The 21,189-nt window shown below is 56.7% G+C and carries 12 protein-coding genes; 3 read left to right on the plus strand and 9 right to left on the minus strand.

What is annotated here, in order from left to right; translation table 11 throughout:
* Positions 1-77: 77 nt before the first annotated feature.
* The gene (locus AC1MDE_RS11435; protein ID WP_480344562.1) at positions 78-1,487 is read left to right on the plus strand and encodes an MFS transporter; all 1,410 of its coding nucleotides are present in this window, start codon (positions 78-80) and stop codon (positions 1,485-1,487) included.
* Between the two features lie 161 nt (positions 1,488-1,648).
* On the opposite strand, the gene AC1MDE_RS11440 is transcribed toward AC1MDE_RS11435, so the two are convergent.
* Genes AC1MDE_RS11440 through AC1MDE_RS11450 form a run of 3 tightly spaced genes read right to left on the minus strand, consistent with a single transcriptional unit; the run spans position 1,649 to position 5,501 of the window.
* Positions 1,649-2,968: a c-type cytochrome gene (locus tag AC1MDE_RS11440; RefSeq protein WP_058962218.1), complete on the minus strand. Its 1,320-nt coding sequence runs from the start codon at positions 2,966-2,968 to the stop codon at positions 1,649-1,651.
* A gap of 11 nt (positions 2,969-2,979) precedes the next feature.
* Positions 2,980-4,764: a GMC family oxidoreductase gene (locus tag AC1MDE_RS11445; RefSeq protein WP_058962217.1), complete on the minus strand. Its 1,785-nt coding sequence runs from the start codon at positions 4,762-4,764 to the stop codon at positions 2,980-2,982.
* Positions 4,765-4,766: 2 nt separating this feature from the next.
* Positions 4,767-5,501 (minus strand): gluconate 2-dehydrogenase subunit 3 family protein, encoded by a 735-nt coding sequence (locus AC1MDE_RS11450; RefSeq protein ID WP_058962216.1) that lies wholly within the window; start codon positions 5,499-5,501, stop codon positions 4,767-4,769.
* 295 nt (positions 5,502-5,796) lie between these two features.
* On the opposite strand from AC1MDE_RS11450, the gene sbmA reads away from it, so the two are divergent.
* Positions 5,797-7,032, plus strand: a complete 1,236-nt coding sequence (sbmA, locus tag AC1MDE_RS11455; RefSeq protein WP_479397967.1) for a peptide antibiotic transporter SbmA — start codon at positions 5,797-5,799, stop codon at positions 7,030-7,032.
* 87 nt (positions 7,033-7,119) lie between these two features.
* On the opposite strand, the gene AC1MDE_RS11460 is transcribed toward sbmA, so the two are convergent.
* The 4 genes from AC1MDE_RS11460 to AC1MDE_RS11475 all read right to left on the minus strand — a co-directional run bounded on the left by AC1MDE_RS11460 (position 7,120) and on the right by AC1MDE_RS11475 (position 12,074).
* Entirely contained in the window at positions 7,120-8,763 is a 1,644-nt protein-coding gene (locus AC1MDE_RS11460; RefSeq protein ID WP_480344563.1) for a dihydroxyacetone kinase subunit DhaK, read from the minus strand.
* A gap of 123 nt (positions 8,764-8,886) precedes the next feature.
* Positions 8,887-9,936 (minus strand): 7-bladed beta-propeller protein YncE, encoded by a 1,050-nt coding sequence (yncE, locus tag AC1MDE_RS11465; RefSeq protein WP_160868432.1) that lies wholly within the window; start codon positions 9,934-9,936, stop codon positions 8,887-8,889.
* A 215-nt stretch (positions 9,937-10,151) separates the two neighbouring features.
* The gene (locus AC1MDE_RS11470) at positions 10,152-10,361 is read right to left on the minus strand and encodes a YdgH/BhsA/McbA family protein (RefSeq protein ID WP_034826853.1); all 210 of its coding nucleotides are present in this window, start codon (positions 10,359-10,361) and stop codon (positions 10,152-10,154) included.
* Between the two features lie 525 nt (positions 10,362-10,886).
* The gene (locus AC1MDE_RS11475) at positions 10,887-12,074 is read right to left on the minus strand and encodes an MFS transporter (RefSeq protein WP_034826855.1); all 1,188 of its coding nucleotides are present in this window, start codon (positions 12,072-12,074) and stop codon (positions 10,887-10,889) included.
* Between the two features lie 103 nt (positions 12,075-12,177).
* Between AC1MDE_RS11475 and AC1MDE_RS11480 the strand changes: the two genes are divergently transcribed.
* Positions 12,178-13,128, plus strand: coding sequence for an AraC family transcriptional regulator (locus AC1MDE_RS11480; protein WP_097118970.1), 951 nt, complete (start codon positions 12,178-12,180; stop codon positions 13,126-13,128).
* Here AC1MDE_RS11480 and AC1MDE_RS11485 read toward each other — a convergent pair.
* The gene (locus tag AC1MDE_RS11485) at positions 13,125-14,669 is read right to left on the minus strand and encodes a methyl-accepting chemotaxis protein (protein ID WP_058960097.1); all 1,545 of its coding nucleotides are present in this window, start codon (positions 14,667-14,669) and stop codon (positions 13,125-13,127) included. The two genes, AC1MDE_RS11480 and AC1MDE_RS11485, sit on opposite strands and share 4 nt — an antisense overlap.
* Positions 14,670-15,041: 372 nt before the next feature.
* Positions 15,042-21,125 (minus strand): autotransporter outer membrane beta-barrel domain-containing protein, encoded by a 6,084-nt coding sequence (locus AC1MDE_RS11490; RefSeq protein ID WP_480344564.1) that lies wholly within the window; start codon positions 21,123-21,125, stop codon positions 15,042-15,044.
* Between the last annotated feature and the right edge of the window lie 64 nt (positions 21,126-21,189).

Genomic DNA, 21,189 nt, shown 5'->3' on the forward strand with positions numbered 1-21,189 from the left:
TTCGCTTGCTAACGGTTAATTATTTTTAAAACCCATAAAACCGTGCGAGTTCTGCAAACACCGAGGTTTATCCAATAATGACAACAATCACTTCGACAGGGATGGCGAACGATCACATCGCAGCGGATCGCCGCACCTTAGCCGGGCGCATCGATGCACTGCCCTCATCCGCAGGCTTATGGCGTTTTATTACGCTGCTGGCGCTGGGCGGTTTTTTTGAGCTCTACGATCTGTTTGAAACCGGCTATATCAGTTCTGGTCTACTGGCTGCTGGCGTGTTTCATACCGGCTCGGAAGGGGTCTTCGGCATTGCTGACCAGGCTGCCTTTGCTTCTGCCACTTTCCTCGGCCTGTTCGTCGGCGCCAGCCTGCTAGCCCCATATGCCGACCGCTTTGGTCGCCGTCTGACCTTTATGTGCGCACTGGCATGGTATGGCGTGTTCTCGCTGTTGATGGCCTTCCAGCAGAGCGCTGAAATGATCATCCTGTTCCGCTTCCTGGTCGGTATCGGCCTCGGTGTTGAGCTGGTGACCATTGATACCTATCTGTCCGAATGGGTGCCTGCTCATCTGCGCAGCCGCGCCTTTGCCTACTCTTTCTTTATCCAGTTCCTGTCGGTGCCTGCCGTGGCGCTGATGTCATGGTGGCTGGTACCGCAAACTATTCTCAACCTTGAAGGCTGGCGCTGGGTGGTGATCGCCGGTGCGGTTTGCTCGCTGGTGATCTGGCTGATTCGTAAAAACCTGCCGGAATCGGCGCGCTGGCTGGCGCAGCAGGGCCGTCATCAGGAAGCGCATAAGGTGCTGAGTGAGATGGAAAAACGCTGCGGGATTGCGCCGGGCGAAGATTTCTCTGACAGCGATGCCGCAGCAGCGTTGCCAAAAAAAGGTCGCTTCAGCGAGATTTGGTCACCGGCTTACCGCAAGCGTACGCTGATGCTGGTCGTGATGAACTTCTTCCAGGCAATTGGCTTCTTCGGCTTCGGTAACTGGCTGCCTGCACTGCTGTCCGGCAAAGGCGCAACGGTGACCCACAGCCTGCTGTATGCGTTCTTTATCACCCTGGCTTATCCGCTCGGCTCACTGATTTGCAGTCGCTACGCCGATAAGCTCGAGAACAAATGGCAGATCGTTTTCTCCTCCCTGATGACCGTGGTGTTCGGCACGCTGTTCGCGCTGGCAACCAATCCGGTGCTGATGATCATCTGTGGCTTCCTGATCACCTACAGCAACGCATGGCTGACCTTCAGTTATCACGCTTATCAGACAGAGATTTTCCCAACGCATATTCGCGCTCGCGCAGTCGGCTTCTGCTACTCCTTCAGCCGCCTGTCGACGGTATTCAGCAGTATTTTGATCGGTATTATTTTGCAGTACGCCGGCAGCGAAGGGGTGATCGCCTTTATCGTACTGAGCATGTTGATGGTGATGCTTTCAGTGGGGATTTTCGGTCCGAAGACGCGCGGGCTGGATTTGGAGAATATTTAACAAGACGTAAGGTGTATTGATATCCAGCAGTAAGTAATGGGTGATAACGCAGTCTGGAGCCGCTTAGGGTCTGGCGTTTTGTAAAAAGGCCGCCAATGATGAAAATGGCGGCCCTATCTGGTTAAAGCGGTACGCAAATTTGCGCCCCGCTTTATGTCACTTTACTGCCCTTCCAGCACCTTAATGTCCGCGCTGCCCTGCTTCGACTCGACCGCTTCATCCTTGCGTAGCTTCGCCACATCCTTCGCCGTCACCGACGACTTCACGCCATTACCCCAGCTGCCGCGAATGAAGTTCACCACATCCGCCACCTGGTTGTCGTTCAGACGCCAACCGAATGCCGGCATGGTGATGGCTGACGGGGCGCCCTGCACGCCAGGCAAGGTGCCGCCCACCAATACGATGTGTATCAGCGAGGTCGGGTCCTCCGCCATGACGACCGGGTTGCCGCGCAGTGCCGGGTAGAAACGTTGATAACCGCTGCCGTCGGTCTTATGACAGGCCGCACAGCTATCGACATACACCGAAGCACCTGGCTGGCTGTCATCGCCCTTCCACAACGCTTTGGCGACCGCATCATCCTGCGTGAACACCGTCTGGCTAGCGTCCTTCGCGCCCAGCGACTTCAGATATTTGGCAATCGCGCTGATATCTTCATCGTTGAGATATTGCAGGCTGTGCTGCACCACGTCGGTCATGCCACCAAATACGGCGGTGTGATCGTTGCGGCCAAAGCGCAGGAACTGCTTCAGATCGTCTTCGCTCCAGCGGCCTAAACCATCACGGTTGTCACCGCGCAGATTGCTGGCGGTCCAGCCATCAATCGGTGCGCTACTGCCTGACAGGTAATCATTGCCTTCGCCGTTGGTCAGCGCTTTTTCCTGCATGGTGATGCTACGCGGTGTATGGCAGGCACCGCAGTGACCCAGACCTTCCACCAGATAGCGACCACGAGCTAGCGCCGGATCTTCCTGCGCGGCGGGCTGGAACGCTTTCACGTCTGGCGCGAAGATGCCACGCCAGATGGAGAGCGGCCAGCGCATCGACAGCGGCCAGGGAATGTCGCTGTCTTTGTTGGCCTGCGCCACCGGCTGTACGCCATGCATAAAGTAGGCATACAGCGCCTGCATGTCTTCATCGCTGACTACCGCGTAGGACGGATATGGCATCGCCGGATAGAGCGTCTCGCCATTTTTCGCCACGCCATGACGCACCGCTTTCTGGAAATCGTCGTAGCTGTAGTCACCAATACCGGTGGTTTTATCCGGGGTGATGTTAGTGGAGTAAATGGTGCCAATTGGCGTCGCCATCGGTAAGCCACCGGCAAACGGCTTGCCGCCCTCGGTGCTGTGGCACGCCACGCAGTCACCCGCGCGTGCCAGATACTCACCGCGCTTCACCAGAGCGTCCGAACCTGCTTCGTCCGCCACTGCGGCGAACGTCATCGTGCCCAGAAACAGGGCCAAAATGCTTTTGATCATCGCCGTGTTCCTTATGCCTGAACCAGGGGGCCGGGGTTCTTCAGATACTGTTCGCGGATAGCTTTAGCTGACCAATAGCTCAGCGCCGCCACCATGCCGGTTGGGTTATAGCCGAGGCCCTGCGGGAACGCAGAGGCACCTGGCACAAACACGTTAGGCACATCCCAGCTCTGCAGATAACGGTTCACCGCGCTGGTTTTCGGATCTTCACCCATGATCGCACCGCCGCTCATATGCGTGGTCTGGTACACGGTGGTATCGAAGTGAGAGCCTGGTCCTTTGGCGCCACCGATGATCATTTTCGGGTTCATCGCTTCGGTGATCTTGCGCATCTTACCGACCATAAACTGCGCCATCTTGATGTCGTTGTCCTGCCAGTCAAAGGTCATGCGCAGCAGCGGCTGGCCATAGACATCTTTGTAGTTCGGATCGAGATCGAGATAGTTGGCGCGATACGACTGGTGCGCGCCGTGCGCATCCATCGAAATATGATGGTTATAGGTATCAGCCACAGCGGCTTTCCACTGGCTGCCCCAGTTTGGCGTGCCTTTCGGCGTCGGCAAACCGGAGATCGGTTTGGTACCCGCCTGGTTCACCCAGAACGGGGAGCCGCCAACAAAACCATGTGGGCCGTGGTCGAAGTTGTCTGCGTTGAAGTCATCCACTGCCACGCCCGCACCGCCCGCACCAATAAACGGGTTGGTGGTGGTGTTTTTGTCGAACAGCGCTTTCAGGGTCGAGATGTTCTGATAGGCGAAGTTACGGCCCACCACACCTTCGTTGCTGATCGGGTTGTACGGTTTGCCGATGCCTGACAGCAGCATCAGATGCACGTTGTGGAACTGGAACGCAGACAGGATCACCAGATCCGCTGGCTGCACCACTTCACGTCCCTGACCATCCAGATAGGTCACGCCGGTAGCGCGCTTCTTGTCATCGGTCAGATTGACGCGCAGCACGTAGGAGTTGTTACGCAGTTCAAACTTCGGCTCCTGACGCAGCGCGGGCAGAATATTCACGTTCGGCGAAGCTTTGGAGTACATGTAGCAGGCATATCCGCTGCAGTAACCGCAGAAGTTGCACGGCCCCATCTGCGCACCATAGGTGTTGGTGTACGGGCCAGAGGTGTTGGCTGACGGCATATCATAGGGATGATAACCCACTGATTCAGCAGCCTGGGCAAACAGCTGTGCCGAGTAAGTACGCTTCTGCGCAGGCAGTGGGAAAGCACTGGAACGATCCGGCGCGTAAGGGTTACCGCCTTTCTCTTTGCCTTGCAGCTGGCCTTTGATCGACCAGGCGCTGCCGGATGTACCAAATACTTTCTCAGCCTGATCAAAGAACGGCTCCAGCTCATCATAGCTGACGCCGAAATCCTGAATGGTCATGCCTTCCGGGATGAAGTTTTTGCCGTAGCGCTGCTCGTAGTGGCTGCGCAGGTTCAGCTCCACCGGATCGACACGGAAATGCACGCCTGACCAGTGCAGACCTGCACCGCCGGTGCCGGTGCCCGGCAAAAACGCCGCCAGCTGACGATACGGCACCGCAGTTTGCGAGGCATCGTGACGGATGGTCACGGTGCTTTTCGACAGATCCTGGAACAGCTTTTTACGGATGTTATAGGTCAGTTCATCAATCGACTGCGGATAGGATCCATCAGGATAGGTATCACGATGTGGACCGCGCTCCAGCGCCACCACCGTCAGACCGGCTTCGGTCAGCTCTTTCGCCATGATGGCTCCGGCCCAGCCGAAACCCACCACCACCGCGTCTACTTTTTTCAATTCATTTGCCACGGTTACGCCCTCTCCCCGCGAATATCCACTGACGGGAACGGATAACGTTCACCGCGCTCCACCCAATCCATAAAGTCGGCACGTGCGCCAGGGAAGCCAATCAGCTTCCAGCCCACCATGCCCTGATTTCCACCGTGGATCGGATCGCTGAAGTAACCCTCGCGGGTGTTCTGCAGCAGGAAGGAGAAGAAGGTTTTGCTATTGAGCTGCGGGAACTGTGCCTCACCGCTCTCAAACGTGGTCAGCAGTGCGTCCTGCTGTTCGCCGGTTAGCTCAGCGAACACTTTGCCGTGCTGCTTTTTGCTCCAGCCATCGGCATCGGCCAGACCCAGACGATAAATCTGCTGCGGCACCAGCGGAGACTGATAACCCAGCTCTTTAGGCAGATCGGGATTGAACGGCCCCTGCATATACCAGTTGCTGCCGGTGGCATACGGCGTGTTCATCTGACGATCGATAAACTCCGGCACACCGGCTTCCAGTGCGCCAGGCCCGCGTTCATCATTGGGGATCAGGCGCGCCACTGCCGCGGTGATAAAGGCGAACTCTTCCGCCGTAAACCAGCTTGGCTGATAAGCGCGTGCTTGTTGAGGTGCGACGGGTTGCTCTGCTGCTCCTGCGGCCATCGGCACCACTAACGCGCCCATTGCCGAACCGCCAACGGCCATGGCTGGCGCCAGGGTGATGGTTCTCAGCAGAAAGTCCCTGCGACTGTGACCATTTTTTTGTTCTGACATGACATTGCCTCATTACCACATGAATGCGGTATGAAAGTTAACTCGTTGCGTTGTATTGTTTTTTTAGTTGTGGCTTAAGGGATACAGCGTCACTGTTACCGGTAACAGTGCACATAGTGTAACACCACAACTGTTATTAATTTAGTTTCTCGAAACAAATGCGCACAAAATACTTAACAAGTCATGGTGTCGCTTTACATCGCAGCAGGGATGCTGTCATCGTCAGATACAACCCACAACAGACAAAGCACTGTCTGACGCGGTATAAAAGAGTACACACAACAGCGGAGTGCCTATGTTTAAGTCCTACTTTCCGCGGCCAGCGCTGTTTTTCAGCTCGGCCGCGATTTGGAGTTTGATTGCGATTTTTGCCTGGTTTGGCTTTTTCAATGATTTTCCAGCACGCTGGCCTGCGCTACAGGCCGCAATGCAGCAGCCATTGCCAACCAATGCCAGCCGCTTTATTCATGCGAGCCAACTGTGGTTTTATGCCTATTACTGGATTGTCGCAGCGATTTTCGCCCTTGCATGGAAGGTGATCGAAAACCATCCGTGGCAGCGCTGGTCAGTGTGGGGCGCAGCATTAATCATCTTTGTCACCTGGTTTGGTGTGCAGGTCGGCGTAGCGGTTAATGCCTGGTATGGTCCATTCTATGACTTGATTCAAAAAGCCTTAACCAAAGCCGGATCGGTGCAGATTGCTGAATTTTACCAGCAGGTTCTTGCCTTTTTAGGTATCGCATTGATTGCGGTGGTGATTGGCGTGATGAACTCATTCTTTATCAGCCACTGGGTGTTCCGCTGGCGCACCGCGATGAACAATTACTACATGCACAACTGGCAGCGCCTGCGCCATGTGGAAGGTGCCGCTCAGCGTGTGCAGGAAGACACCATGCGATTTGCCAGCACGCTGGAAGATTGGGGCGTGAGTTTTATTCAGGCGATCATGACGCTGGTAGCGTTCCTGCCGGTGTTGATCACCCTGTCACATCACGTGAAAGATATCCCGCTGTTGGGCAATATCCCGTATGCGTTGGTGATTGCGGCGGTGCTGTGGTCGGTGTTTGGCACCGGACTGCTGGCAATCGTCGGGATTAAGCTGCCAGGGCTGGAGTTCCGCAATCAACGTGTGGAAGCGGCCTATCGTAAAGAGCTGGTGTATGGCGAAGACAACGCCGATCGCGCGTCACCGCCGACGGTGAATGAGCTGTTTAGCCGCGTGCGCTTTAACTATTTCCGTCTCTATTTCCACTATCTCTATTTCAACATCACCCGCATTCTCTATCTGCAGGTCGATAATGTGTTTGGGCTGTTCCTGCTGTTTCCATCGATTGTTGCCGGGACCATCACACTCGGTTTGCTCAACCAGATTACTAATGTGTTTGACCAGGTGCGCTCATCGTTCCAGTATCTGATCTCCTCCTGGTCAACACTGGTCGAACTGATGTCGATCTACAAACGTCTGCGCAGTTTCGAGCAGATTCTGTCGGATATCCCGCATCAAGAGATGATGCGCGAGTCGGCGGAGTAAGGTTGTTGTAGCGGCGTTATTTATTGCGCATCTGTCAGCGGTTATATCGCTAGGTGTGCGCGATAAATCGCGCCGCTACCCTTCTCATCAATCAGCTGCTAACACCGCAAACACCTTCTCCACCGCGTACGCACCCGGATCTTTCACCCCATCCAGACTCTGCTGATTCAGATAGGCCGAACGGCCCGCTTTGGCGCTCTGCATTTGTGCCGTGGCATCGGCGCCTTGCTGAGCGGCTTTCGCGGCCGACGCCAGCGACTCACCCGCCACTAACGCTTCCAGTGCCGGTTGCAGTGCATCCACTAACGTACGATGTCCCGGCTGCGCGCCGCCGTAGTGCTTCATGCGCTCCAGACCATGCATTAAGGCCTGCGGCAGTGCGCTGCCCTCTTCCAGTTTTTGCCCGGCGCTGGTGAACAGAATCGACATCAGTACGCCGCTTGAACCGCCCATCACCGTCGCCAGTTGCTCACCGATCAGCGCCATTAAGGTCGGCAACTCATCCAGCGGCAACTGCTTGTCACGCAGGCCGCGCTGAATCTTCTTCGCACCTGCCGCAAAGGTTGAGCCGGTATCGCCGTCGCCGACTTTGGCATCCAGCGCATTGAGTTCGCTTTCCAGATCGATCAACGTCTGCGTCACGCGCTCAACGTGTTTTGCCACTTCAGCGTTGTCGGACGGATCGAAATCCAGCACGCTGCCGACTTTTTCCGCGCTCTGCAAACTGATCGGAGCGAAATCATAGACCGGCACCCAGCCCAGCACCTGCACCGGCGCATTGAGTGCCTCAAGGAAGGGTTCCTCCAGCGCCAGCAATGACAGCGAGAAGCCTTTCATATCCAGGGCACTGACCAGGGTCGCCGGACCGATAAGGTGGGTAACCCGCGCCGCCAGTGGCGATTGCAATACTTCGCGCGTCAACACCGCCAGCTCCAGCTGGGAGAAGCCGCCGAGGTTGTTGATCAACAGCAGCGCCTGTTTGCCGTCTGGCAGCGACTGCGCCAGCTTATCGGTCATAATACTGCTGATTTTTCGACTATTTTGGGTATCCAGTGTCACCACGCCCGGTTCGCCGTGGATGCCCATGCCCAGCTCGCTGTGGCCCGCTTCGACACGTTCATCACGCTTTTCGCCCGGGATATGGCAGGTAGCAAACGCCAGCCCAATCGATGAGGTGGCGTCGATGGCACGCTGCGCCAGCGCTTTGACTTCATCCAGCGATTGCCCCTGCTCGGCAGCAAAACCGGCGATCTTATGCACCAGCACGGTTCCAGCGATGCCGCGCGGTTGAGGATTTTCGGGCAGCGCAATATCGTCCTGCACCATTACCAACTCGACGTTGTAGCCGAGATTTTTCGCTTTCTCCGCCGCCAGCCCGAAGTTCAACCGGTCGCCAGTGTAGTTCTTCACAATCAGCAGACAACCTGCATCGCCCGTGACATTGATGATGGCATTGAGCACCGCATCGACGCTCGGTGAGGCAAAGATATCGCCGCACACCGCCGCCGTGAGCATGCCTTTGCCGACAAAACCGGCGTGCGCCGGTTCATGGCCCGATCCGCCGCCGGAGATCAGCGCCACTTTGCTCTTATCCCAATCTGTGCGCACCACCACGCGGATCTCATCACCGAGATCGAGGCGGCTCAGGTTATGCCAGGGCGTGCTCAGCAAAACCCCTTCGATGGCTTCGTTCACCAGATCGTTTTTCTCATGCATAAAAAACTGGCTCATTGCTTCCTCTCCATTGGTGTTGTCGAGGTAAAAGGTAGCGTATATCGCGGGGCGAGCGGGGAAGGAAAGTGCGGAAATGCAAAGGGCGGCACACGCCGCCCTTGAGTTTCAGATAACTGCCGCTTACAGCGCGATGCGCAGGACGCTATCCGGATTTTTTGGTGGCTCTTTACGGGTGCCCGGCTGCTTAATGCTAACAAACAGCGCTTTACCGTCTGCTGACAGCGCCAGGCTGTTTGGCAGGCCCGGTGCTTTCACCGTGCGCTTCACTTTATAAGAGCTGGCGTCGATGATGCTGATTTCACCCGCTTTGCGATGGGTCACGTACAGCTCGTTGCGATCGGCATTGAACAGCACCGCCAGCGATTCTGGCACATCAATCTTATGAATCACCTGCTGAGTGCGGGAATCCAGCACCAGCACCTGAGGCTGTTTAGAGTCGCTCAGGAAAATGCGATGGCCCTGGGTATCCAGCGCAATATTCAGGAAGAAGTGATCTTTGTCGCCATCAATTTTCTGACGTTTTTCAATCGCGTTCAGGCGCGTATTGATGGTCACCAGTTCGCCATCGGCGTTGGTTACGTACAACTTCTGTGCCGCAGAATCGATGGCCAGGCCAGTACCCATTTTACCGGTGTTCGGTACGGTGCTAACCAGCTTCAGGGTTTTGCCATCCACAACCCACACCACGCTCTGCTCACCGAGGCCGGTGACATACACGCGGTCGGTGGCCGCATCCGCAACCACTTCACGCGGCTGCAGTGGACGGACGGTTTCGCTGCGCTGACGTGCATCCAGCACCAGCGAGTTCAGCACTTTACCGCTGCTGGCATCCACCGAGGTCAGTGCCGCATCGCGTGTATTGCCAAAGAACAGCGTGTTGGTTTTCTGGTTGATGGCGGCGCCAAAGGTCGGCAGATCGGTATTGATGGTCTGCTTCACCGACAGATCCTGCGGATCGAGACGATAAACGGTGCCGCCTTTGGTGCTGGCGTTTTGCGCCGTGGCGAGGAACAGCGCGTTATCGCTGTTGCTGAATGCCAGTTCGTAAGCACCTTTGGAAATCACCTGGTTCAGCGGCTGAGACTCCGCTGCCAGTACCGCAGAGGAAGATAACAGCGCCGTTGCCAGCAGCAATGGACGCAACGCCCATGTTGTTTTAATCGCTTTCATAACTTCTCCATAGCAAATCCACCGCCTCATGGCAGTGAAGTGAAAGCCCGACAATGCAACCAATTTCAGAATGACAGCCCGAGGCGAGCCGACGAAGGATGTTAGTTTTTGAGAATAGTAATCATTTAGGTAGGAAAGTAACAGAATTTTATGCAGTTACCAACGCCGCCAGGGCGCCCTAAGGCACCCTGTCAGCACAGATCGTTAACGCAGACTTATTTGATCAACTCAGCAGTCATGTGCACGCCGTTGTTGAAATTGGCTTCAGTCACTTTATAGGAAGCACCAGCTTTGTGCGCCTGAGCAGCGATTTGCGCTTCTGCACCATCCAGCGTTGAAGCACATGCGGTGACGCTTTGCGCGAAGCTGGCGAATGGCAGAGCAGAGAGAGCGATAACAGCAGCAAAAGTTTTGATAGATTTCATGGTCAATTCCTCAATGATTTTTTATCGGATAAGGCGTCATCGCCTTGTTGAGATAAATAGTAGGCGTGAATTCGATCACAAAAAAGCAGAGAGATTTGCCGTAGTTATTCGATTAATTTGAATATAAAAAGCACATTTGGATTAACCTGTGTGCAAAGGGTTAAAAAACTGGTTTTTTAGAGTGGTGCAGGATTTATGTCTGAAACAGCTGCTTTTCAATCTGTCACCGTTTATGGCTTGAGGCAGGCATTTCAAAGAGATTGCTAACAATACGCACAAGTGTTCAGAAGCAGGCTGGGGCCGCTTTGGGACGGGCAATCCGCAGCGCCGAACAGAATGAGTCTGCCAGGATAGCCCGCAGGACGCGGGCGGAAGGCGGGGCGGCACAGGGACGTGCCATCCCCCGCCGTTCCGTCAGGCAGACGAATGACGTGAGGGCACCGCGTAGCGGCGCGAGGACGCCAGTCCCAAAGCGGCCCCAGCCTGCGTGATTACGCGTGACTAAACACCGGTGCCGCAGGTCAATTAACCGTGATGTCGAACGCGGGTGAAAATAGTGATAGCCGCCAGCAGCATCAGCACGCCGCTGGCGAGGAACACACCGCCCGCGCCGTTGAGATCAAACATCCAGCCACCGGCCGCAGCACCTGCGGTGATCGCCAACTGAATGGTCGCCACCAGCAAACCGCCGCCGGATTCCGCATCATCCGGCACCGCACGGGAGATCCACGTTGACCAGCCGGTCGGCATCGAACCGAATGCCAGGCCCCACATCGCCACGCCGGCACCGACCAGCCACGGCAGATTGCCAAAACTCACCAGCACCACCGCTGTCACACTCATTACCAGCGCCATGCCGGTCAGCGTCAGCGACACGCTGCGCGTCACCAGGTAACCCGCCAGTGAGGTGCCGAAGAAGTTCGCCACGCCAAACGCCAGCAGCACCAGCGACAGCTGATTGATATTGAGCTGCGCGCTGCTTTCCAGGAACGGACGCAGATAAGTAAAGAAGGCAAAGTGTCCGGTGAACATCATGATCACCGCCAGCATGCCCCAGCGCATCAAGCCGTTACGCAGCAGATCCAGCACGCCGCCGCTGCGCGCTTTATTCTCTGGTGGCATCGCAGGCAGTGTGAAGAACTGCCAGAACAGCGCCAGCACGCCCAATGCACCGGTCAGCAGGAAGATATTACGCCAGCCAATAATGCCGCCGAGATAACTGCCCAACGGTGCGGCAATGATGGTCGCCAGCGAAATGCCGCTAAACACTATCGACAGCGCCTTTGGCACCTGATCGCTGGGTACCAGCCGCATAGTGATGGCAGTGGAAAGCGTCCAGAAGCCGCCAATCGCCATGCCGAGCAGCACGCGCGCCAGCAGGATCATTGGCAGATTTTCTGCAAAGGCCACCAGCAGCGCCGAGGCAATCAGCAGCAGCGTAAAGGCCAGCATCACGACACGACGATCGAGACGACGCGTAAGGTTGCCGACCACCAGACTGGTGAGCAATGCCACCAGCGCAGTCACGGTCACCGTTTGGCCCGCTTGCCCTTCGCTCACCTGCAGCGAGTCGGCAATCGGTGTCAGCAAGCTCACCGGCAGAAATTCGGCAGTGATCAGGCCGAACACGCCAAACGCCATGGCAAACACCGCGCCCCATGCGGGTTTATCCACCGCTATACTTGTTTCGACTACTTCAGTATCCAGACTCATTTGCGATCCCCATCACAAAAATTCAGGTTGTAAGCATAGTGAGATGACGCAAGACGATCTATGATACAAAAACTTTGTTTTTTGATAATTCGTCTGGATTCGTATGAGCCGCTATGAAGATCTGACCAGTGAACTGCTGATGGGCATGCGCCTGTACGGCGTGAAATATCAGCGTATCGCCTTACATAACCCTTTTGGTTTGCAATACGATGACGCGCCGGGCAAGGCACAATTGCACTTTGTTGGCCGTGGATCGTTAATGATCCGCTCAGCGTCTGGCGTGATCTATCCGTTGCAGGCAGGCGATGCGATGCTGATCCCGCACGGCAAAGCGCACGCGTTGATCTCCAGCGAAGACGCCATTTGTGAACCGATTGGCACCTTCAACAGCAAACCGATCTGTGGCAGCGTCTGTGACATCGCTGACAGCAGCGAAGGTTGCCCGGACGACAGCGATGTCATTTTATTTAGCGCCTGCATGGCGTTTGAACTCGGCGGCATGCAGCCGCTGGTACACACCATGCCGGATGTCATGCTGGTGAGTACCTTGCTGGCGCAGTACCCGGAAATCCAGCCGATTCTCGATGCGATGGAGCGTGAAACCCGCGAGCGCAAAGCCGGTTTCGCCGGGATTCTGTCCCGACTGGCGGATGTGGTGGCGGCGCAGATTGTGCGCGGCTGGGTGGAAAACGGCTGCGGCAAAGGCAGTGGATTAGTGCAGGCACTGCGCGATCCGCGTCTTAGCCTGGCGATGGCAGCCATGCATCGTGAGCCGGGCGAAAACTGGACGGTGGAGCGGCTGGCACGCGAATCGGGCAGTTCACGCTCAGTGTTTGCCGCCCGTTTTCAAACGGCTACCGGCATGACGCCGCTGCGCTACCTCACTGAACTGCGCATGCGGCTGGCGGTGGAACGTATCGTCAATGAGGGCGAAGCGGTGGAAAGCGTCGCCTTCCACCTCGGATACGGCTCGCTGGCGGCGTTTAGCCGGGCGTTTAAACGCATTGTCGGCTCACCACCCGGCGCATTAAGGGCAGCGCGCGAGACGCTTTAACGAAACACGCTGATCGCTTCCACCAGGCGATTCGCCTGACGCGTCATGCGCCCGGACGCTTCGGCGCTTTCCGCCACGCGAGCGGCATTCTGGTGCGTGATATCGTCGAGATCTTCCACTGCAGTACTCACTTCACTTAACGCGATGGACTGTTCCGCCGTGGCAGAACTGATCTGGGCAATCAATGCCGTGACATTTTGCACCTGGTCGACAATATCCTGCATGGTGCGCCCGGCCGCATCAGCGTGATTACTGCCCGACTGCACGCGACCCGCGCTGGTCTCCACCAGTGTTTTGATTTCACTGGCGGCTTTGGCGCTACGCTGCGCCAGGCTGCGCACCTCGCCCGCGACCACCGCAAACCCTTTGCCCTGCTCACCGGCACGCGCCGCTTCCACCGCGGCGTTTAACGCCAGAATGTTGGTCTGGAAAGCGATGCCGTCAATCACGCTGGTAATATTGGCGATGCGTTTCGAGCTGTCGGCGATCTCCGCCATCATCCCCACCATCTCCTGCATCACTTCACCGCCTTTCAGCGCGGCGTGGCTGGTATTTTCTGACAGCTTGTTTACTTCATTAGCCGTATCGGTGTTGCTTTTCACCGTGGCGGTCATTTCATTCATGGTGGCGGCGGTCTGCTGCACGTTGGCCGCCGCCTGCTCAGTGCGACGGCTCAATTCGTCGTTGCTGCGCGCTATCGCACCGCTGGCACTGAGTACATTGATCGCCTGGCCGCTCACATCATCCACCAGCCAGCGGAACATCAGGCCGAGCTGTCCGATGGCACGCAGCGTGATGCCGATTTCATCCACACGATCTAACTGATCCACCTTATGACTGGCGCCAGTGGCGACGCTTAATGCCTGGCGGCAGATGCGCTCCATCGGACGGGAAATCTGCTGCTCCAGCCATAGGCTCGCCAGCAGCAATAAACCTGCCATGCCTGCGGCAAAGCCGCCCAGCGCCATTGGTGACATCCCCAGCAGCCAGACGCCGATAACAGACAGCGGCAGTACGGCCAGCAAAGTAGAGCGAATACGCCAGCGCAGCGGCATAATTTTTAACAGTGATCCGAGACGACGCCAGCCGGTGCCGACCAGCAACCCTTTATGGAAACGGCGGCCTTTGGCCCGCCCTTCGCGGAAATCACGGTACAGCGCTTCGGTCTGACGGATCTCTTCGGCGGAAGGTTTGGTGCGTACCGACATGTAACCCTGCACCTTACCTTCGCGCACCACCGGAATCGCATTGGCTCGCACCCAATAGTGATCACCGTTCTTACGACGATTTTTCACCAGCGCGGTCCAGGGTTCGCCCTGTTTCAGCGTAGCCCACATATCGGCAAACGCTTCCGGCGGCATATCCGGGTGACGCACCATGTTATGCGGTTGACCGTTAACCTCCTCCGGCTCAAAGCCGCTGACCTCAATAAAGGCGTCGTTGGCATAGGTAATGTGGCTATTGAGGTCGGTGGTCGACATCAGCGTGGCGTCATCGTCAAAGATGAATTCACGCTGAGTGATAGGCTGGTTGTTCCGCATGTGTGTTGTCCTTGCAAAATGCAGGCTAAAGGAAAAAATCAATTACACTTTTTTACCTTTTCGGCAGCGCAGGGAGCGGTCTTTAGCGATGAGAATTAATTTTTATCTTGAATTAAAGCCACAGTGAACAATATCCCTGTTTTTTGTAGCAGAAATTCATCGATAAAATTTTATTTAGAGTATATGAAATCAAGGTTTTGCCGAGGCGCAAGATGAGAAAGGTGCACAGCAATATGCACCTCAGCCCATCCTGCAATTAATGGCGATCAGGCCGAATACCGTATCCGTTTAACAACGCCATATAACGCGACTTGTCCAAATACCGCAGCCCTTTAATGACGACATTAAAGGCAACGCTTGAAATGTCCTCATTTAAAACTGCCACCTTACGCCCACGTTATAGCGCCAACCTTTGGCACCGTTGCCGCTGATCTCTTTGCGATAATCCGCCTCTGCATACAGTGACACATCTTTCTGCAACGTGGCGGTCCCGCCTGCGCCCACTTCCCACATCTGACCAAAGTGGCCGCTGGTGAAAGTGGCGCTCAATGCCGGGTTTTCCAGCGAGGAGACGTTGGTGTCCGCCGTGCCGCCCCAACCTTTGTAGTAATTGGCGCGCAGGTAAGGGGTGTACTGGCGGTTGCTGTCATCCGTCCAGGTGCGATCGAGTCGTGCGCCCAAACGTCCGATGGTCTGGTTGTAATCGCCGTAACGCACCTTGTTGCCGTCTTCATCGGTAAAATCGTTCATATTCAGCTTCATGTACATCAACTGCGCCTGCGGTTCCAGTTTGTAGCCATCGCCGAGAGCAAACGGATAACCGCTCTCGAGTGAGGCCGTCCAGCCATGACCTTTTAGCTTCGCCTCTTGTTTTTGCCGTGCGATATCGGTTTCACCACGATGCCAGTCGAATGACAGCACGCCATCCAGATAAAACCCGTTCTGTCGCTGCCAGGTGCCGTAAAAGGCCAGGCTATCGCTATCGAAGGTGGTGCTGCTGTAACCGTCGGCGGCATCCGGACGGATGCGCGTGTTACCTCGGGTATAGGCTAAGCCACCGCGCAGGCTGTCTTTCTCACCGTCGAGGCGTAGCACGTTACCACCCACCTGCACCGCGCTGTAATCCAGATCGAAGTCATAGCCGTAATCGCGGAAGCGCTGGTCACTTTTGTATTTCAGGTTGGAACCGATGTAGCGCAGGAACATTTCGCCGCCATCGCCTTCCGGTCGTGTCTGCTCATGACGCAACTCACCAAGACGCTTATGCAAATCGTCGATAATCGCCGAGGTATAATAAGCAAGGCCAACCGGGGCGGAGATATAGGACGGCACCTGCGGCACCACAGCGGGACGCGCATCGTAGCTTTGCCCGCTGCCGAACGCATCGGTAATAAAGGTCGATGGGCAGCTGGCGCCATCTTCACACACGTAATAATTCGCCAGCCGGTAATCCCAGTAATTGTTGCCACTGCCGCTGACTAAACGCTGGCTGGGATCGGTACTGCCCGGTGCGAAGGTGTAGAGCCGGTATTGCCAGGGCCCTGCGCCGAGATAACCATCTTTAAGGGCAAAACTCTCAGGGCCAGCGCTACCCGCGACCTGTGCCAGAGAAATCCCCTCGTTGCCTTCAATGCCGCCATTGCGATTCAGGTCCGTTAGCGCGCCGGTACTGCTGTCGGTCAGTTTAATATTCACCAGCGTGGTGCCGGTGGCATTACCCGTGACATTGAGATGGTCGGTGAACTGGTTGTTCAGCGCGCCACCTGCGTTAAGGTCAGTGATCAGATTAAGCTGGCCGCCACTGGAAGCCAGCGAACCATTGATATTCAAGGTGTTGCCCGGCGATCCCGCGCCGTTAGTCAGGTCGAGAATACCGGCGTTGTTCACCGTAAGTGAATCCGCCGTGCCCCCCGCTAACGTCGGATGCACATTGTTGCCCGCATACAGCGTTGAATTCTCATCGATATTAATGGTGCTGTGCGCCAGTTTGAGGTTGTCAGTGAGCGTCCATTGGGTATCGGCAAAATTGATGGTGCTCCAACCGCTGCCGAGGTTTACCCCTTTATTGAGATCGTCAGCGCCCAGGCTGCCACCACGTGAATCGATCTGATTAAACGTCAGCGTGTTTCCGGTTCCGCTGCCGCTGGTGAGGTGGTAGGTGGTGCCGAGATCCACCTTACTGACCTCCGCATTATTGTTATTGTCATTGCCCATGGTCAGGCTGCCGTTAAGCGATCCGCCCGTCCAGCGGAACACATCGGCCCCGCCACCGGGGTTGATATCGCCGCGCACCTCCCCTTCGGTCAGCAGGATTTCATCATTAGCATTGCTGCCTGCCACCGCCACGGTTTGTGGATTGACGGTGATGATTTTACCGAAGTTTTCGAAGAGGGTTTTACCGCCGCGCAAATCCACCACCGGCGCCGTCAGGCTGTTGGAGGAGAACGTCCCGGTGTTGACGATAGTGCCCGCCGTGCTGGAGATCAGGGCCGATCCGCCCGCCGGATTATCGATCGTGACATCTGCGGCGGTAGTGACATTGCCGGTGGTGTTGGCGCGGATGCCGCTGCCGCCCGCGCCGGTGACATTAAATTGATAGCCGGAGCCCAGTGTTAAATCGCCGCTGGTGGTCGATCCATCCGCATTAGCGATGTTCAGACCCGTACCGCTGCCGGTCACATTGGTGGTGACCGTTGAGGCCGGATCAAACGGCACCGCAGTGCGGATCCCGTTGCCATTCGCCACGTTGAGCGTCAGGTTGCTCAGGCTAACATTGCTAAGTTCTGCCCGGTTTTCGATGCCATTGCCGCTGCCCAGTACGTTGACCGTGGCGTCGCTGGCGCTAAGCGCGCTGGCACCGTTATCGACCAGGATGCCGTGCGCAGTGCCACGCGTGGTGATCACGGTATCGCTGCCGGTTAACGCCAGCTGTGCGCCGTCACTGATGCGCACGCCTGCCACACCGTTATCGACATTGATCACGCCGCCTTTGGCCAGCGTGCTGCCGCTGCCAGACACATCCAACCCGGTGCCATTCGCCACATTGACCGTACCGTTATTGGTCAGCGTGCTGCCCACGCGTGAGCGAATACCGATAGTGTTGCTGCCGGTAAGATCCACCGTACCGTTGTTCACCAGTGTGGCGCCGTTGGTGACATCAAAGCCGATGGCGTTGCTGCCTGCGCCGTTGAGATTGCCATTGCTGGTGACGGTGGTGGCTGCTGAGGTACCATCCAGCGCGTTGCTGAGATCGGTGCGCAGATTATTGACCAGCACACCGACAGCACGATTGCCGCTCAGGTTAATGCTGCTGCCGCTATCGAGTGTTGCCGCGGCGCCGCCTTCGGCACGGATCGCCGTGCTGTCCTGGCCGCTGGCGGTAAGATTGACATTCGCCGTGTTCAGCGTGCTGCCACGGCCAGAAACGATCACGCCGGTGCTGTTGGCAGCACTGGCGGTGAGCGTCACTGGGTTGCTGAAGCTCAGCCCAGCGCCATCATCAATACGGTATCCGGTGGAATTCAGCGTATTCACGTCCAGCGCGTTGGCGGCAGAGTTGATACGTGAACCACTGCCCGCCGCGTGATAAGCAATCTGATCGCTGCTGTTGAAGTTAGGCGTCGAGCCAGTCGCGATATTCACCAATGCGCCGTTGAGCGCTTCCGCGCCTATCGCACCTGTGCCGTTAAGATTCAAGCTGCCACTGTTGAGGTTAGCAATCGCCCGGCTACCGCTGGCGCTCACGCCCCGGCTGCGACTGGTGGTGCTGCCGCCATTAACGTCGATGTTGCCGCTGTTGTTGGCCGTGGTATTGGCCGTGCTGCCGCTGCTGTTCACCGCAATGCCGGTACCGCCATCGTTGATGCTGATGTTACCGCTGTTAGTACCGGTCGCACCGCTCTCCACGCGAATGCCAGTGGCGTTAGCGCCGCTGAAAGCAATGTTGCCAGTGTTATTGAGCTGTGCGCGATTGCGCGCCAGATAGCCAATCAATCCACTTTGCGATGAATTCAGTGCCGCAGCAGAACTTAACGTCGTGCTGGTCACCGGCGCACCGCTATTACTGCCTGCCAGCGTATGCTTTTGCCCATCGACAATCGCGCCAATCGCGTTGTTGCCGGTGAGGTTGATGGTAGTGTCATTGTCGATGGTGCCCGTTGCCCCGCCTTCAATATTCACACCAGTGGCGCCTGCACCACTGACGTTGAGCGTGGCATTGCGGGTGTTCACTTCGGTACCGCCGGTGCCGCTGCCGTTCACCGCCACAGAACCCGCGCCCGATGCGGTGAGTGACAGATCGGTGCCGTCAAAATCCGCGCCCTGCTCAACGCGGAACAGTGTCGAGTTGGTGGTGGTGACATTGAAGGGATTGTTGCCTGCTATGTTAATCCGCGCATTGGGGCCATAGGCGAAGAAAGCGATTTGATTACTGCCGTTACTGAACGTCGGTATTGCGTTAGCCGCTACTTCCACCGTGGCATTGCCGCGTGCGTGCACGCCAATCGCGCCCGTGCCGCTCAGATTCACCGGGCCGTTGACGTCTGCACTGGCCTGTCCGGTGCCCTGGCCCTCTACCCACACGCCAAAGTTGCGTGTACCGCTGGCGGGATCGGCCCCCCCGGCAACGTTAATGGTCCCCGTTGAACTTGCAGAAGCGTTATTGCCACTGGTCGCCACGACTTTCACGCCCGTGCCATTGACGCCGTTAAGGTTAATGGTGCCACTGTTATCGATGGTGCCGCTGCTGTTGGTCACCGACATCCCGACGTTTTCACGCGGCACGGTCGCGGCAGCACCATTCACATCAATGGTGCCGTTATTGACCATCGTGACCCCGCTGGCACCGGTCGCCGACATGCCCGCCGCGTTCTGCACCTTTGAGCCAATCACGATGTTGCCGTTGTTGGTGGCAGAACCGTTTGCCACCAGCGCGATCCCGCTGGTCAGGCCGCTCTGATTCATGGCGGTATCCGCCACGTTGTCGGTCAGGCTGTTTTGAGGACCACGACCAATATAAATCTGCCCATCGGCATTGTTGGTGAAGGTGGAGGTCGGCGATGTCAGCAGTACGCCCGATGCTGTACCGCGCGCGCTGGAGCCGTTCACGCCGACGTTGATATTGCCGCTGTTGCGGGATGTAGCGTCATCCTCCAACCGAATACCGGCTACGCCATACTGCGAGTTACTACCGATCGTCGCCAGATTGACGATGCCGTTGTTGTTAAACGCACTGCCGCTCTGCACAAGCACCCCATTGGCACCGTAGCCGGTGGAGCCAATACCCGTGCCATCCTGGCGATTGAGGAACCCACCGTTGATCACGCCAGTCGTGCTGGTACTGCCGTTGCTGTTGCCAGAAAGCACCAGTGCCGTGCCGTTATTGGCGAGGGTGCCGCGGCTGGCGAGCTTGCCATCAATCACCGCCTGCGCGCCGTTGGAGGCTTTAATCGCCCCGCCTGTCGAACCCACGACTTCCAGTGTGTTGCCCGCCACGAGATTGACGCGAGCGTCTGGGCCATCGGCATTGACCACGATGCGGTTGCCAATCGGCTGCGTGACTTCATCCGGCGGTGTGGCGCTGACGTCGTACACAATATTGCCATTGGTGACGGTCACCGCTTTGTTGAATTCGGTCAGGTAGTTGGCTTTATCAAGATTGCCCGCCTGCAACTGACCAATCAGCCAGTTATTGTAAGTCTGCAATTCGCTGGCGCTGGTGACGGTGAAGGTGTGTGTGACGCCATCCAGCGTTTGCACATTCACGCTGCCGTTGTAAGTCGCCAGATTTTGCACCTGAAAGGATTGCGTGGCGCCTGCACCATCCGGTGTCGCGGCAGTGCCGAAGAAGCTGATGCGGTTGTTGGAATTCCAGTTCAGCGTGCTGTTGCTGCCCACCTGAAACAGCGTGGTCTGCTTCGCTGCCATGCTCCAGCTGTTGGTGCTGGCGCTGCTGGCGGCATTCGCTTGCCCAAGATTTACATCAAGCAGGCCACCGTTGGAAACATCCGCGATGCGCGTGTTGATGTATTGATCGCCGTTAACGTTGACTACGTCCGGCACGGCGGTATCGGAAGTCACTGGCGTTTGTGCCACCAGGCTGGCGGAGTTGTAGACCTGGAAGGTGGTGTTACCGCCCGTGGTAGAATCGGGAACGGTGATGGCGAAGTTCTGCGGACCGGGATCAAGACGCGTCTGATTCAGAAACTGCGCACCCGATGTGATATTGACCTGACCGAGACTGGAGTTCACTGAACCGTCCGTTCCCGGTGCGAAATCAGGATTGCCGTCCAGCGTTTCGTTACTGCCATTAACGTCAATACGCTGCTCGCCAAAGAGGTTGTCATTAATTTTCGGTGAATAGCTTCCCAACGTAATGGCTTGCGCACTTATCGCCGGATAAAACAGCGCCTGCGCGGCTAATATTCCGAACGCAATCGGGTTTAATTTAAACTTCATACTTCCTCCAGTGGGCGTGCAGCGTCCACGCTGTTATTGCAACAGCGTTAAATTCATCGCGAGG

Source organism: Pantoea folii (assembly GCF_056678875.1).